14 protein-coding genes are annotated in these 14,644 nt (G+C 70.6%); 6 read left to right on the top strand and 8 right to left on the bottom strand.

Annotated elements, in window-relative coordinates:
* Nucleotides 1–82: 82 nt before the first annotated feature.
* The 4 genes from ACGFU7_RS31345 to ACGFU7_RS31330 form a co-directional block, all read right to left on the bottom strand.
* A complete protein-coding gene (locus ACGFU7_RS31345) occupies nucleotides 83–166 on the bottom strand; it encodes a putative leader peptide (RefSeq protein WP_311203059.1) in 84 nt (27 codons plus the stop codon).
* A 170-nt stretch (nucleotides 167–336) separates the two neighbouring features.
* Entirely contained in the window at nucleotides 337–930 is a 594-nt protein-coding gene (locus ACGFU7_RS31340) for a GNAT family N-acetyltransferase (RefSeq protein ID WP_393700256.1), read from the bottom strand.
* 91 nt (nucleotides 931–1,021) lie between these two features.
* Entirely contained in the window at nucleotides 1,022–2,239 is a 1,218-nt protein-coding gene (locus ACGFU7_RS31335) for a GAF domain-containing protein (protein ID WP_393700433.1), read from the bottom strand.
* A 312-nt stretch (nucleotides 2,240–2,551) separates the two neighbouring features.
* Nucleotides 2,552–4,189, bottom strand: a complete 1,638-nt coding sequence (locus ACGFU7_RS31330; RefSeq protein ID WP_393700254.1) for an acyl-CoA dehydrogenase family protein — start codon at nucleotides 4,187–4,189, stop codon at nucleotides 2,552–2,554.
* A 17-nt stretch (nucleotides 4,190–4,206) separates the two neighbouring features.
* Between ACGFU7_RS31330 and ACGFU7_RS31325 the strand changes: the two genes are divergently transcribed.
* Together ACGFU7_RS31325 and ACGFU7_RS31320 are read left to right on the top strand one after the other, a co-directional pair.
* A complete protein-coding gene (locus ACGFU7_RS31325; RefSeq protein WP_393700252.1) occupies nucleotides 4,207–5,367 on the top strand; it encodes a YihY/virulence factor BrkB family protein in 1,161 nt (386 codons plus the stop codon).
* Between the two features lie 36 nt (nucleotides 5,368–5,403).
* Entirely contained in the window at nucleotides 5,404–6,102 is a 699-nt protein-coding gene (locus tag ACGFU7_RS31320; RefSeq protein ID WP_393700251.1) for a DUF6597 domain-containing transcriptional factor, read from the top strand.
* A 16-nt stretch (nucleotides 6,103–6,118) separates the two neighbouring features.
* Here the strand turns inward: ACGFU7_RS31320 and ACGFU7_RS31315 are convergent, their stop codons facing one another.
* The 4 genes from ACGFU7_RS31315 to ACGFU7_RS31300 form a co-directional block, all read right to left on the bottom strand.
* Entirely contained in the window at nucleotides 6,119–6,511 is a 393-nt protein-coding gene (locus ACGFU7_RS31315) for a VOC family protein (protein WP_393700250.1), read from the bottom strand.
* Between the two features lie 139 nt (nucleotides 6,512–6,650).
* Entirely contained in the window at nucleotides 6,651–8,210 is a 1,560-nt protein-coding gene (locus ACGFU7_RS31310) for a 3-hydroxyacyl-CoA dehydrogenase (protein WP_393700248.1), read from the bottom strand.
* A 40-nt stretch (nucleotides 8,211–8,250) separates the two neighbouring features.
* Nucleotides 8,251–9,027 (bottom strand): CoA-transferase subunit beta, encoded by a 777-nt coding sequence (locus ACGFU7_RS31305; protein ID WP_393700246.1) that lies wholly within the window; start codon nucleotides 9,025–9,027, stop codon nucleotides 8,251–8,253.
* Between the two features lie 47 nt (nucleotides 9,028–9,074).
* Nucleotides 9,075–9,992: a CoA transferase subunit A gene (locus ACGFU7_RS31300; RefSeq protein WP_393700432.1), complete on the bottom strand. Its 918-nt coding sequence runs from the start codon at nucleotides 9,990–9,992 to the stop codon at nucleotides 9,075–9,077.
* 201 nt (nucleotides 9,993–10,193) lie between these two features.
* Between ACGFU7_RS31300 and ACGFU7_RS31295 the strand changes: the two genes are divergently transcribed.
* From ACGFU7_RS31295 to ACGFU7_RS31280, 4 genes are all read left to right on the top strand, one after another.
* Nucleotides 10,194–11,123 carry a LysR family transcriptional regulator gene (locus ACGFU7_RS31295; RefSeq protein ID WP_393700244.1) on the top strand — a complete coding sequence of 310 codons (930 nt, stop codon included), beginning with the start codon at nucleotides 10,194–10,196 and terminating at the stop codon, nucleotides 11,121–11,123.
* A gap of 131 nt (nucleotides 11,124–11,254) precedes the next feature.
* Nucleotides 11,255–12,484, top strand: coding sequence for an acetyl-CoA C-acetyltransferase (locus ACGFU7_RS31290; RefSeq protein ID WP_393700242.1), 1,230 nt, complete (start codon nucleotides 11,255–11,257; stop codon nucleotides 12,482–12,484).
* Between the two features lie 227 nt (nucleotides 12,485–12,711).
* The gene (locus tag ACGFU7_RS31285; protein WP_393700241.1) at nucleotides 12,712–14,055 is read left to right on the top strand and encodes an MFS transporter; all 1,344 of its coding nucleotides are present in this window, start codon (nucleotides 12,712–12,714) and stop codon (nucleotides 14,053–14,055) included.
* A 39-nt stretch (nucleotides 14,056–14,094) separates the two neighbouring features.
* Entirely contained in the window at nucleotides 14,095–14,553 is a 459-nt protein-coding gene (locus ACGFU7_RS31280) for a MaoC family dehydratase (RefSeq protein ID WP_393700239.1), read from the top strand.
* The last annotated feature ends 91 nt before the right edge of the window (nucleotides 14,554–14,644 follow it).

Genomic DNA, 14,644 nt, shown 5'->3' with positions numbered 1-14,644 from the left:
GCTCTGAACTGCACACTCGCGCTGAGGCGCGGCGGTGCGCAGGGTTTGCAGAGAAAAGGGGATCGCGGCGGTGCTGGGACTCTCAGCTCGCCGGACAGATGGCGCTGGACACGCGGCCGAGGTCGACGTGGCGTCGACTCACCAAGGCAATTCCAGTTCCAGACATGACGGAAGCGTGTCACGCGAATCTCGGACCAGTCCACCACTATCCATGATGCGGACGGGAGTGTCCCGAGATGCGAGACGGTGTGGTGCCCGTCACTCGGCCCGCCCGGGCCGGTCCGTCCGTAATGGCCGCAATCACCCCACCTGTCGCCGGAAGTTGCCGTCCGCGCGCTACCGCGCCGCCCCCGGCCACGGCCCCGGCGTCGCCACCTCGGGCTCCAGCTCCACCTTCGTGTCGAAGAGCTTGAAGCCGCGCCGCAGATAGTTGTCCATGGCGTGCGGGCCGTCCTTGGAGCAGGTGTGCAGCCACACCCGCTTCGTCGGCGTCCGCTCCGGCCGGCGTTCCGCAAGGTCCCAGGCGCGGGCGACGCCGTGCGAGAGGAGATGCCCGCCGATCCGGCGCCCCCGGAAGGCCGGTATCAGCCCGAAGTACATGATCTCGACCACGCCGTCGTCCTGCGGGTCCAGTTCGATGTATCCCGCCGGGGTGCCGTTCTCGTACGCCACCCAGGTCTCCGCCCCGGGCCGGTCCAGGGCCTCCTGCCACTGCGCGTACGTCATCGTGAGCCGGTCCGTCCACCGGATGTCGCCGCCGACCGCCGTGTACAGGAACCGGCTGAACTCCGGCAGCGGGACCTCGGACCGCACGATCCGCACGTCGCCCTCCGGGACCGCGGCGGGGCGCAGATCGTCGGGGGAGGTCTGTTCCAGGGACCAGATGGTCACCTCGGCGGTGGTGGCAGCGGTGCGCTCGGGGTTGCTCATGGCTGCCAGGGAACCATGCCGCGCGGCCGGAGCCCAAGCCGGTCCCGCGGCTCGGACAGCGGGAGGGCCGGCCGGCGGCGAGAGGGCTGCCCTAGGAGCCCTTACGCGCCCTGACCACCACCGGAGCCGTCGAGCGCGGCAGCAGATCGGCCGGATGGTCCGGGTGGATCACCTCCACCTCGACCCCCTCGCCGAAGCGGTACGGGCGGTGCGCAAGCACCTCCGCGAGATGGCGGCGTATCCGCGAGATCTCCGCCCGCACCGTCACCGTCCGGGTCGCGTCGCCGAAGATGTCCTCCGCCAGCTCTGACGCCGTACGCCCCTCGCGGTGCAACGCCAGGGCGTACAGCAGCTCCGCGTGGCGCGGCGAGAGCCGCTGCGTCCAGGCGCCCACTGCGCCCACCACGTTGACCGTCAGTCCGCGCGGCCGGCTCAGATCCAGCACCACCCGTCGTGGCGGCCCGTCCGAAGGCCCGTCCGTGACCTGCACCAGCCACCCGCCGGGCAGCGGCTCGACCTGGCACATGCCGAGCGACGGCAGCCACACCCGGCCCGGCTGCAAGGACTTGGGCAGCGGCAGCCGGTCGACCGGCGGCATCCCGGTGACCGCGGCGAGCCAGCCGTGGGTGTCCACCGCCAGGGCCCGGCCGCCCAGCCGGCACAGCAGCGGCGCCGCCACCGAACGCAGCCGGTCGATCGCCTGCAGATGCCGGTTCCTGATCTCGCTCTCGGCCAGCCTGGCGACCGAACCGACCAGAGCGAGCGAGGTCGGATGAAACGTGGACGCCGGACCGCTGATGTCGACGATGCCGATCAGCCGGCTGTCCCGCGGATCACGGACCGGGGCCGCCGCGCAGGTCCAGTTGTGCAGACTGCGCACGAAGTGCTCCGACGAATGGACCTGGACCGGTGTACGCGAGACGAGCGCCGTACCGATCGCGTTCGTCCCCGTGCTCGCCTCCGCCCAGGCCGCGCCCTCCGCCAGACAGATGCCGTCGGCCCGGCGCAGCACTCCCGTATTGCCCTGGCGCCACAGCACCCGGCCCTCCACATCGGTGACCACCACGATCTGCTGGGCGGCATCCGCCAGGGAGACCAGGCCCTCGCTCAGCAGCGGCATCACCTCGCCCAGCGTCGAACTCCGGCGCCGGTGCTCGATCTCGTCCATCTCCAGCAGCACACTCTCGGTGGACTGATCCGGATCGATACCGCTGCGCAGCACCCGGTCCCACGAGGCGCCGATCTCCGGCCGCGGGGCAACCGGTGCACGCTCGCCCACGAGCTTGGCCTCCCTGGCCCGGTGGATCATGCGTACGGCCTGGACGGACCGCGGCACAGCCGATCGCGTCACCTCGGCAGCGCTTGTCTCCACTCTCATTCCCCCCAGATGCCAGGGCCGGCTCACGGCCCCCGGGCCCATCCTGCCCGCTGCGAGGGGCCCGGCATTGCGCACTCGACACAATGGTTGCAACCCTTTGCAACTCTGGCGAGAGAGTGCGCATCCGTACGAGAGTGACGGAACACCGTACGGCGGCGCCTGTGCCCCGCCGTTCGGTCTGCAGAGCATGGAGGGTGGTGCCGTGTCGGCGCAGCACCACCCTCCGTTGCTGTACGTCCGCGGCTAACGCTCGACGGGCCGCGCCCGTTCCACGACCGATGCCAGATCGAGACTGTGCGGCAGCGTCCCGAACGCCGTGCCCCAGTCCCCGCCCAGCCGTGACGCACAGAACGCGTCGGCGACCTCCGGCGGCGCCCAGCGCACCAGCAGCGAACCCTGCAGCACCAGAGCCATCCGCTCGACCAGCCGGCGGGCCCGTGCCTCGATCCCGTTCAGATCGGCGAGCTCCGTAAGCATGCCCTTGATCGCCCCGTCCAGCCGGTGATCGGCGCCGCGCGCCCTGCCGACCTCCTGGAGGAACGCGTTCAGCGCCAGCGGCTCGCGCTGCAGCGCCCGCAGCACATCCAGCGCCTGTACGTTCCCCGAGCCCTCCCAGATCGAGTTGAGCGGCGCCTCGCGCAGCAGCCGCGGCATCCCGGACTCCTCGACGTAACCGTTGCCGCCGAGACACTCCAGCGCCTCACCCACCATCGGCGTGCACCGCTTCGTCACCCAGTACTTCGCCGTGGGCACCGCGATCCGCAGGAAGGCCCGCTCGCTCTCCGTATCGGCGTCGTACGCCGCCGCCAGCCGCAGTGCCAGTACCGTCGCGGCCTCCGACTCCAGCGCCAGATCGGCCAGCACATTGCGCATCAGCGGCTTCTCGATCAGCACCCCGCCGAACACGCTGCGGTACGTGCAGTGGTGGATCGCCTGCGCCACCGCCTGCCGCATCAGCGCCGCCGAACCGACCACACAGTCCAGCCGGGTGGCCGCCACCATCTCGATGATGGTGCGCACCCCGTGCCCCCCGTCGCCGACCCGGCGCGCCCACGTCCCGTCGAACTCGACCTCGCTCGACGCATTGGACCGGTTGCCCAGTTTGTCCTTAAGCCGCTGGATCGCAAAGGTGTTGCGCGTGCCGTCGGGCAGCACCCGGGGCAGCAGAAAACACGTCAGGCCGCCGGGCGCCTGCGCCAGCACCAGGAAGCCGTCGGACATCGGCGCCGAACAGAACCACTTGTGGCCGGTGAGCAGATACTCGCCCTGTGCCGCCAGCGGCTCGGCCCGCGTCGTATTGGACCGTACGTCCGTGCCGCCCTGCTTCTCCGTCATGCCCATCCCGAAGAGCACACCGGATTTCTGCGCCGCGGGCCGCAGCCCCTGCTCGTACACCTTCGAGGTCAGCAGCGGCTCCCACTCGGCGGCCAGTACCGGATCGGTCCGCAGCGCGGGCACCGCCGCGTGCGTCATCGACAGCGGGCAGCCGTGCCCCGCCTCGGCCTGCGTCCACACCAGGAAACCGGCCGCCCGCCGCACATGACCGCCGGGCCTGCCCCAGGCGTCGGTCAGGCCCGCGGCGACCGCATGACCCAGCAGCCGGTGCCAGGCCGGATGGAACTCCACCTCGTCGATGCGATTCCCGTACCGGTCGTGGGAACGCAGCACCGGCGGATTCTCGTTCGCCTGCGCCCCCCACTTCTGCGCCTGCGCGGAGCCCGCGGACCTGCCCAGCTCGCCGAGCTCGCCCCGGGCCTCGGCGAGGAGCTCGGGCGGCATGTGACGTTGCACTGCCTCGGTGAGCGCGAGGTCGGCGGCGAAGACGTCGTAGCCGGTCAGCGGCGGAACCTGGTTGGACACTGTGTGGGTGGTGGCTGCCATGCCGATACGGTAAGGACGTGCAGGCAGCAAATGAAACACCCGAGCGGCCACCGGGTCGGCTCCACCGGGCCCGAGTCCTCTACCGCAACGTATCCAAGCGGAAGATGGTCTGGCAGTTGCTCAAGGACACCGTCAACTCGTGCATGGAGTACCGCATCCTGGGACTCGCAGCCGAGGCGGCGTTCTTCACCCTGCTGTCCCTGCCGCCGCTGCTCCTCGGCCTGATCGGGCTGCTCGGATACGTCGACGAGTGGACCAACACCACCACGGTCGCCTCCATCGAGCGCAACATCCTCAACGCCGCGCAGACGGTGCTCAGCCAGCGGGGTGTGAACGACTTCGCCAAACCGCTCCTGGCGGACGTCACCACCGGCGCCCGGCCCGATGTCATCTCGATCGGCTTCGCGATCGCGCTCTGGTCCGGCTCCCGCGCGGTCAATGTCTTCATCGACACGATCACGGTGATGTACGGCCTCGACGGCCAGCGCGGCATCGTCAAGACGCGGCTGCTCTCCTTCCTGCTGTACGTCGTCGCGCTGCTGCTCGGCGCCGTCGTGCTGCCGCTGCTCGTGGTCGGCCCCGACCGGGTCGTGGAGTTCATCCCCTGGGGCACCGAGGTCATAAGCGTTCTGTACTGGCCGCTGGTGATCCTGCTGTCGATCGCGTTCCTGACGACGCTCTACCACGTGTCCGTACCGGTCCGTTCGCCGTGGATCGAGGACGTGCCGGGTGCGCTGGTGGCGCTCGCGATGTGGGTGCTCGGCAGCTTCCTGCTGCGGATCTACCTCACCAGTACGGTCGAGGGGCCCACGATCTACGGCTCGTTGGCGGCCCCGATCGCCGTCCTGCTGTGGATCGGTATCTCCGCGTTCGCAGTGCTGGTCGGAGCGGCGGTGAACGCTGCCATCGACCGGGTGTGGCCCTCGCTGGCGACGGCCGCGGCGCGCGCGGCCAATGACCGGGTACGGGCGGCTCAGGCCGCCGAGTTCGTCGCGCGGACGAAGGCGGAGAACCAGGACGGGGACTGGGACGATGACGACGACGGTGACAGTCCCTATATGCCGTCCGAGTTCCCGGAGCGCTGGTCGAGGTTCCTGCCGCCGGACGACGTGAAGTCCAGGCTGCAGCCGAGCCGCGACAGGGAGTCGGACAAGTCGAACAACCCGTCCGACCACTGAGGACGCCCGCTGCCCGACGGGATTGGAGTGGGCGGTATGGGCGACAGGTACGAAGAGTGGGAGTCGCGGTTCGACGGTGCGACCGTGTGGACACTGAGTGTGCCGGAAGGGTCGGTCCATCCGGTGTTGCCCGACGGCTGCATGGACCTGCTCTGGATCGGCGGACGGCTGCTCGTCGCCGGCCCCGACACCCATGCCGAGACGCCGGCCGTCGAGACCGGCGGGCAGTACACCGGCATCCGCTTCGCGCCCGGCACGGCCCCCGCGCTGCTCGGCGTACCGGCGCACGAACTGCGCGACCGCCGCGTCGACCTCGCGGACCTGTGGCCGGGCGCGCTGGTCCGTGTACTCAACGAGCGCCTCGCCGAAGCACCCGACCCCGCCGCCGCGCTGGAGACCATCGCCCTGCGGCGGGCGGCAGGCACCGCGCCGCCGGACCCGTTGATGCGGTCCGTCGCCGCACAGCTCCGCGACGGGCGATCCGTCGCGGACACCGCGCAGACGGTCGGTCTGGGTGCCCGACAGCTGCACCGGCTTTCACTCGCGGCCTTCGGCTACGGGCCCAAGACGCTCGCCCGGGTCCTGCGGCTGCAGCGCGCACTCACTCTCGCCCGGTCCGGAACACCGTACGCCGAGGCGGCGGTCGAGGCGGGCTGCACCGACCAGGCCCATCTCGCACGGGAGATGCGCGACCTGGCCGGCACCACCCTGACCGCATACCTGGCGCCGCGGTGAAGGGCCGTCCCCGGTCTCAGCCGTTGGCGGCGAACAACGACACCGCGCAGCCGTCCGGGTCGAGGACCGTCGCGTAACGCTGCCCCCACACCGCGTCCCACGGCTTCAGATGTCCCCGGTATCCGGCGCCGGTCAGGTCGTCGTACACCGCGTCCACCTCCGCCGGGCTGCCGCAGAGGAAGGCGAGTCCGAGGCGTTCCCCGCCGCGCGGCGCGGTCCATTCGGGGTCGAACGAGCGGATGACGTCCTCGGTGTCCCACAGCAGGCGCTGCCCGCCGGGGAGCGTCACTTCGACATGAGGTGCGGATTCCGCATCGGCGGGGATATCGAGACCGAGCCGGCGGTAGAAGGCGAGCGATGCGGCCAGATCCGAGGTGATGATGCCGATCGCGTCCATGCGTGGAGTCATGCTCCGACCGTAGGACGGGCACCGCCACGGGTCTTGTACGAAACGGACATGGGCCGTGATCTTCGAACATCTCCCGGGGCGCGGACCGCGTACGGCGGGACCTGCCGGGACCGCAGCCGCCGACAGGTCCCGCCCGCCGTCACGACGGCGCGGTGCCGGCCGTGCAGTCGGCGGGTGACGTCCCCGGGTCCGTCAGGGCGAGACCGAGCTGGGCGCGCTCGGTGACCCAGCGGCTCGGGCGGTGGCGCGGGTCGCCCGTCGTGCGGTGCAGTGCCCGGTGCAGCTCCAGCATCCGTTCGGCGCCGACCCGGTCGCCCCAGGCCAGCGGGCCGACGGGGTAGCCGAGTCCGGCCGTGACGGCCAGGTCGATATCGGCGGGGGTGGCGATGGAGCGCTCCGCGATCGATGCCGCGACCGAGACGATCGAGGCGAGCAGCCGCTGCGCGACCGAGCCCGCAGTGTCACGTACCACCGAGACCGCGTAAGGCCCGTCGCCGTCCGCCGCCCGGGCCAGCACCGCGCGGGCGGCGCGCGCGGCGGCCGGGTCCGCCGCCGGGGTCACGGCCAGTACCCGGCGCCGGCCGGCCGGAGGCAGCGGGTCCACGCCGAAGGTGCGCCCCGCGGGCAACCGGTGCGCGGCGACCTCGGAGGCCACCGTGGTGCCCCAGACCGGAACCAGTACGAGGGCGTCGGCGGACGGCTCCGTGCCCGTCTCGACGACGGCGCCCGCAGCGGTCAGCGCCTCACGCAGCGCGGCCGCGTCCCGGTCCTGCGGTGCGGCGCCGTGGACGAACACCGGGCGGTCCGCGTCGCCCGTGACCGGCGGTTCCTGGGCCGGGGCGGGCGTCTCGGGGCCGTAGTCGAACCAGCCGCGCCCGGTCTTGCGGCCGTGCAGCCCGGCGGCCACCCGGTTCGGGGTGAGATAGGAGGGGCGGAGCCGGTCCGCGTACCGGAACCCCGTCCAGATCGAGTCGATCACCGCGGCCGTCACATCCAGACCGGTGAGGTCCATCAGCTCGAACGGGCCCATCCGCAGGCCGAGCACATCACGGGCGATCCGGTCGATGTCCGCCGGGTCGCCGACCGTCTCCTCCAGCAGCGCGAGGGCCTCGGTCACCAGGCCGCGGCCGGCGTGATTGACCAGGAAGCCCGGGGTGTCGGCGACCGTGACGGCACGGTGCCCACAGCTCTCGACGAGCGCGGTGAGGGCCGGCACGATCTCCGGGCGGGTGGCCGCGCCCGGCACGATCTCGACGATCCTCATCAGCGGGACCGGGTTGAAGAAGTGCAGCCCGGCCAGGCGCGTCGGGTCCTTCAGCGCCGCGGCGATCCGGGTGACCGACAGGGACGAGGTGTTGGTCGCGAAGACGGCCGTCGCGGGCAGCGCCTGCTCCAGCCGGCCGAAGACCTCGGTCTTGGTGCCGAGGTCCTCCCGCACGGCCTCGATGACCAGCTCGACGTCCGGGCCCTGAACCCAGGGGTCGTCCAGCGGGATCAGCCGCTCCAGGGCGGCGGCGGAGTCCTCGGCGGACATCCGGCCCTTCTGCACGGCCCGTTCGAGCATGGACCGTACGAAGTCCACGGCGGCCGTCACCGCCTCCGTCCGTACGTCGCACAGCTCGACGGTGTGTCCGGCGGTCGCCGCCCACTGGGCGATGCCGCGGCCCATGGCCCCGGCGCCGACGATCCTGATACGCATGGCGATTGCCGTCCTCTCGGGGTGTGACATGTGATTCGTCTCAGCGAAGATAGACGCGGTCCGGGTCCACGTCCTCGCGCAGCAGCCGCAGTTCGGCCGCGGTCGGCGGCGGTACGGTCCCGACCGTGCCGGCGACCGACAGGTCCCAGCCGGTGGCCGCCCGTACCTGTTCGACGGTGACGCCCGGGTGGACGGCGACCAGCCGCAGCTCCTCGCCGATGCCCGCACGGGCCAGGATGCCCAGTTCGGTGATGACCCGGGTGACACCGGCGCCCAGCGGCCGGATGCCTTCGGCCAGCGCCCGGTCGGGGCCGGGGGTGGTGCAGAAGTCGAGGGTCTCGGTGAAGGAGCGCGGATTGTGGCGGCGCATCACGACGAAGACCTCGCGGGAGTTGGCCATCACCTCGATGCCGCCGCCCGAGCCGGGCAGCCGGACCGAGGGGCTGTCCCAGTCGCCGATCACGGACGTGTTGAGGTTGCCCCACCGGTCGATCTGAGCGGCGCCGAGGAACCCCACGTCGATATGGCCGCCCTGGAGGACGCAGCCGAAGAGCGCGGGCATCGAGAGCACCGCCTCGGCACCGGTGATCAGGACGGCGTCGGCGATGGTCTCCGGCAGGTGCGAGGGGTGGGCGCCGCAGACCCCCGACTCGTACACGACCTCGATCTCCGGCGCGACCGTCAGATGCGCCAGCTCGGTGGCGAGCGTCGGCAGGCCGATCCCGGCGAACACGGTCCGGCGCGCGGCCAGTTCGCGGGAGGCGACGACGGAGAGCAGCTCCGACGAGGTGATCGTGTCCGGTGCGGTCGTGGTCATGGCCCGTTCCTTCTCGTGTCCCGTTTCCGTACTCACAGCTGCCGTACTCACAGCCGCCGTCCGTAATTCACCGGCAGGCTCAGCGCCTCGCCGACCGCCAGGCCCGCCCAGAACTCCTCGCCGAGCTTGTCGACGTACTCGGCGTGGTCGGCCGTCCCGCGCACCCATTCGTCCAGCCACTCCTGGAGCCGCCGCGGGTCCTTGCTGATGTGCGACCAGGCCCGGTAGAAGGCGTTGTCCCGGTCGTAGTACCCCTGCGCGAAGGAGGGGTGGGCGCCGCGCGGACAGACGACGACCGCGTCGACCGCATGAGCGGGGACGAGCGTACGGTTCGGGTCCGAGCGGATCACCTCGTCGTCGACGATCTCCTCCACGACGACGACCGCCTTGTCCGCCGCGTACACCGCCTCGGCCTGGATGCCGGTCAGGCCCCACATCTGGGTGTTGCCGCTGCGGTCGGCGCGCTGGGCGTGGATGATCGTCACATCCGGGTTGACGGGCGGTACGACATAGATCAGCTCGGCCTCGCCGTCCGGGCCCGGGTAGGGCGAAGTGACCTTGCGCAGATCGCTGTTGACGGACGGCAGATCGCTGCCGCCGTAGCTGCGCAGCGGGTAGAACGGCAGCCGCTGGGAACCGGCGAGGTAGCGGCAGATCATCCCGTAGTGGCTGTACTCCTCGAAGACGAGCGGCGCCGGGTCGCCGCTCTCGATACGGCGGCGCAGCTCGCCCAGCGAGCCGGCGGAGGAGTTGCCCACGAAGGAGGAGACCAGCCGCGAGACACAGCCCGCGGCGATCATCTGGTCCACCACGATGTCCGCGGTCATCCGGACGACGGTGAGGTCCCGGCGGCCCTGGCGGATGATCTCGTGGCCCGCCGCGGTCGGGACGAGATGGGTGAAGCCTTCGAGGCAGACGGTGCCACCGTCGTGGACGAAGGCGGCGACCGCCGCCTTCATCGACATCGTCTTGTCTTTCCGGTCCGTCGTGGCCACGGTGCTCCTCCGGCTCTGCGTGCGCGCCCTGTGTATGCGCGTCGTCCCACCGTGTCAGTGGCTATTGATTGCTGTCCAATACCAAATTAAGGTCGCATCAAGACGTCTGATTAATGAATTGGATCGATGAATCCGGTCGGTGGAGACCGGCTGGAGACCGGAGGAGCGGGCATGGAGCTGCGTCATCTGTCCGCGTTCGTCGCCGTGGCCGAGGAGCTGCACTTCGGGCGGGCCGCGAAGCGGCTGCAGATGGCCCAGCCGCCGCTGAGCCAGCAGATCCGGCAGCTGGAGAAGGAGCTGGGCGTCCAGCTCTTCGAACGCAACACCCGGTCGGTACGGCTGACCAGCGCGGGGGAGTCCTTCCTCCAGCCGGTACGGACCGTGCTCGACGACCTCGACACCGCGGTGCGGGCCGCGAAGGCGGCCGGCCGCGGCGAGTACGGTCGGGTCACCATCGGCTTCGCGGGTGCCTCCAGCCACGAGACGCTGCCGCTCCTCACCAGGGCCGTGCGCGCCGCCCACCCCGCCATCGAACTGGCCATGAAGGGGCAGACGTACGCCAATGTCGCCCTCGACCGGGTTGCCGACGGCTCGCTCGACCTGGGGTTCGTCCGGCTGCCGGTGACCCAGCCGGGGGTGGCGTACCGGGTGATCGACGAGGAGGAGCTGGTGTGCGCACTGCCCTCCGACCACCGGCTCGCCCGGCTGGAGAGCGTCCCTATCGGGGTCCTGGCGGAGGAGCCCTTCGTCTCCTTCCCCGCCAACACCGGCTCCACGGTGCGCGATGCGCTGGTCGGGGCCTGCGAGGCCGCCGGGTTCAACCCGCGTGTGGTGCAGGAGGCGCCCGACTCGTACACGATCCTGGCGCTGGTCGCCGCGGGCGTCGGTGTGACGCTCACCGTCACCTCCGTACAGCACATCCAGCAGAACGGCCTCGTCTACCGGCCCCTGTCCGGACCGCCCATCCGGCTCCAGGCGGCGCTGGCCTGGCGCGCCGACAACCCCTCCGCCGCTCTGCGGGCGGTGCTCGCGGTGGCGGAGGAAGCCCTGCCCACCCCGGCGGGTCCGGCCGGGGACCGAACCACCGCAAGCCGCCATTGAGACGCGCCACGTCTTGAACCAGGGCGAACTGGATATTGGACCGACTCAGTCACCGGGTGCAAGGGTCGGCGGCACACGCCACTCGCCATCGAAAGGGCGACATACGCCCCTCGCCACCGAAAGGTCACGCCGTGCCCGACCAGCAGCTCGATGTCGTCATCTGTGAACCGCTGCGCACCCCCATCGGCCGTTTCGGCGGAGTGTTCGCACAGCAGACGCCGGCCGCACTCGCCGCGCGCGTCATCGCCGAGGTCGTCGCCCGTACCGGAATCGACCCCGCCGCGGTCGACGAGGTGATCCTCGGGCACGCCTACCCGTCCGCCGAGGCCCCCGCCATCGGCCGGGTCGCCGCCCTCGACGCCGGACTGCCCGAGACCGTCACCGGTTCCCAGATCGACCGCCGCTGCGGCTCCGGCCTCCAGGCCGTCCTCGACGCGGCGATGCAGATCCGGGCCGGCTTCAGCGAGGTCGTCATCGCGGGCGGCGTCGACGTGATGAGCGCCGCCCCGTACTACACACACGAAGGCCGCTGGGGCATCAAGGGCCCCGGCCTCCAGCTCCACGACGCGCTGGCCCGCGGCAGGGTCACCGCGGGCGGCGTCAACCACCCCGTACCGGGCGGCATGATCGAGACCGCCGAGAACCTGCGCCGCGCGTACGGCATCAGCCGCGCCGACCAGGACGCCCTCGCCCTGCGCTCGCAGCAGCGAGCCGGCCGGGCCGCGATGGAGGGACGGTACGAGGCGGAGACCGTCCCCGTCACCGTACGGACCCGCAAGGGCGAGACGCTTGTCACCGCCGACGAGCACCCCCGCCCCGACACCACCGCCGAACAACTCGCCGCGCTGCGCCCGATCATGTCGAAGTCCGACCCCGAGGCGACCGTCACCGCGGGCAACGCCAGCGGTCAGAACGACGCGGCCGCCGCCTGCCTGGTGACCAGCGCGGCCACCGCCGAACGGCTCGGTCTCACCCCGCTGGTCCGGCTGGTCTCCTTCGCCCGCGCCGGGGTGCCCGCCGCGACCATGGGTATCGGCCCCGTCCCGGCGACCCGGGCCGCCCTCGACCGCGCCGGACTCACCCTTGCCGACCTCGACCTGATCGAGCTCAACGAAGCATTCGCCGCCCAAGTACTCGCCTGCACACGCGAGTTGGGCCTGGGCGACACCGACCACGAGCAGCGCATCAACGTCAACGGCTCCGGCGTCTCCCTCGGTCACCCGGTCGGCGCCACGGGCGCCCGTATCCTCGCCACGCTGACCCGCGAGCTGCACCGCCGCGAGGCCCGGTACGGCCTGGAGACCATGTGCATCGGCGGCGGACAGGGCCTCGCCGCGATCTTCGAGCGCATCGCGGCCTGAGTCACACCGTGGTGCAGTGAGACGCACAGCCTCTCACTGCACCAGTAATTCAGTATTGGACCGATATAGGTCCCGGCTGGCACCGTAACCGCCATCACCCCGCCGCCGTCCCCTTCCCCCACGCTTCCCCTCCCTCCACGCTTCCCCATGCGGCAACTGGCGTCTCGGGCGACGCTTTTCTCTTCCCCCTGCCATCCGTTCGATCAATGACGTTCACGGGAGCCACCATGAGTGCGTCCACCGCCAGCGCACGAGAGCGCACCAGAGCCGCCAACCGTGCGGGATTCGGTGCCTTCATCGGTTCGACCATCGAATGGTTCGACTTCTACATCTACGGGACCGCGGCAGCGCTCGTCTTCGACAAGGTGTTCTTCCCCGAACTGGACGGCCCCGTAGGCACCTTGGTCGCCTTCGCGACCTTCTGGGTCGGCTTCCTCGCCCGCCCCATCGGCGGTGTCATATTCGGGCACTACGGCGACCGCCTCGGCCGCAAGAAGACCCTGGTCATCACGCTGCTGATGATGGGCGTCTCGACCACCGCGATCGGTCTGCTGCCGAGCTACGCCTCCATCGGCATCGCCGCCCCGATCCTGCTGGTCTGCATCCGCATGGTGCAGGGCATCGGCCTCGGCGGCGAGTGGGGCGGCTCCGTACTGATTGCCTCCGAGCACGCCCCGAAGGGCAAGTCGGTGCTGTACGGGGCGTTCGCCCAGCAGGGCTCGCCCGTCGGCAACACGCTCTCCACCCTGAGCTTTCTCGCGATCAGCCAGCTGCCGGACTCCGCGTTCGTCTCCTGGGGCTGGCGGGTGCCGTTCCTCTTCTCGGCCGCCCTCGTCATCGTCGGACTCCTCGTCCGGCTGAAGGTCGCCGAGTCCCCGGCGATGGCGAAGCTCATCGAGAAGAAAAAGGTCGTCAAGCTTCCGCTGACCGAGGTCCTGCGCACCCAGCCCATGCTGATCGTCCTCGGCATCGGCGCCTGCACGATCGGTCTGTCGGCGACCTACTTCAAGTCGACGTTCGCCCTGTCCTGGGCCACCTCGTCGCTCAGCTTCGACCGCAGCTCGTTCCTGACGATCATCCTCGTCGCCAACATCACCCAGATCATCGTCCAGCCCTTCGGTGCGCTCATCGCCACCCGTATGAAGAGCTGGTCCCGCGCGGTGACCGTGATGCTGTTGCCCGAACTGATCCTGTTGCCGGTGATGTTCCTGCTGATCCGCACCGAGAACTACGGTCTCGCGATGCTCGGTGTCGCCGTTGCCACCATTCCGCACTGCCTCTACTACGCGGCCCTGGCGGGCATGCTGGCCAGCCGCTTTCCGGCGCACCTCCGCTACACCGGCATCTCCCTCTGCTACCAGCTGTGCGGCACGCTGCTCGGCGGTACGACCCCGATCATCGGCCAGTTCCTGCTGAACCGCACCGGTTCGATCACCGCCGTCATCGCATACGCCACCTTCCAGGTGGTGCTGACCCTGGGCTGCATGCTCCTGCTGCTCAAGCGCCCCAACTACGACGAGCAGGCCGCGGAGCCGGCTGCCATGTCACATACCGCCGCAGTCACCGCCTGACCCCACCCCTGCCCGATGAGATACGAAAGGCCGGCCGCCATGCCGCTGACTGTGAACGGCATCCCGGAGATCCTCGCGCTGAGCGGGCGCGACCTCGGGTACTCCGACTGGAAGGAGATCACCCAGGAACTCATCGACGCGTACGCACACGTCTCCGGGGATCATCAGTGGATCCACACCGACGTCGAGCGCGCCGCATCCGGCCCGTACGGACGGACCATCGCCCACGGGTACATGGTGCTCAGCTGGGGCATCCCGATGTTCGGTGAACTGCTCCGGGTGCAGGGCGTGGGCCGAGCACTCAACTACGGGGTCAACCGCGTCCGTTACCCGGCTCCCGTGTCGGTCGGCAGCAGGGTCCGGCTGCATGCCTCGGTCGCTGGGGTGAAGGAGGTCGCGCGGGGCGGCGTGGAGATGGCCCGGGCATTCACCTTCGAACTCGAAGGGTCCGCGAAGCCGGCATGCGTGGCGGAGTCGCTGACGCACTTCTATCCCTAGTAGGGCTTGGTCATGTGCGGTCCGAGATGGCGTGTCTTCTTGATCGGTCGTGTCGTTGATCGGGTGTGCTGGGTGAGGAGTTGGCTGCGGT

This window comes from Streptomyces sp. NPDC048473, assembly GCF_043200155.1.
In the GTDB taxonomy this organism is placed as follows: domain Bacteria; phylum Actinomycetota; class Actinomycetes; order Streptomycetales; family Streptomycetaceae; genus Streptomyces.
The sequence above is the reverse complement of the archived record's forward strand: the minus strand, read 5'-3'. Positions and strand labels throughout refer to the sequence as shown.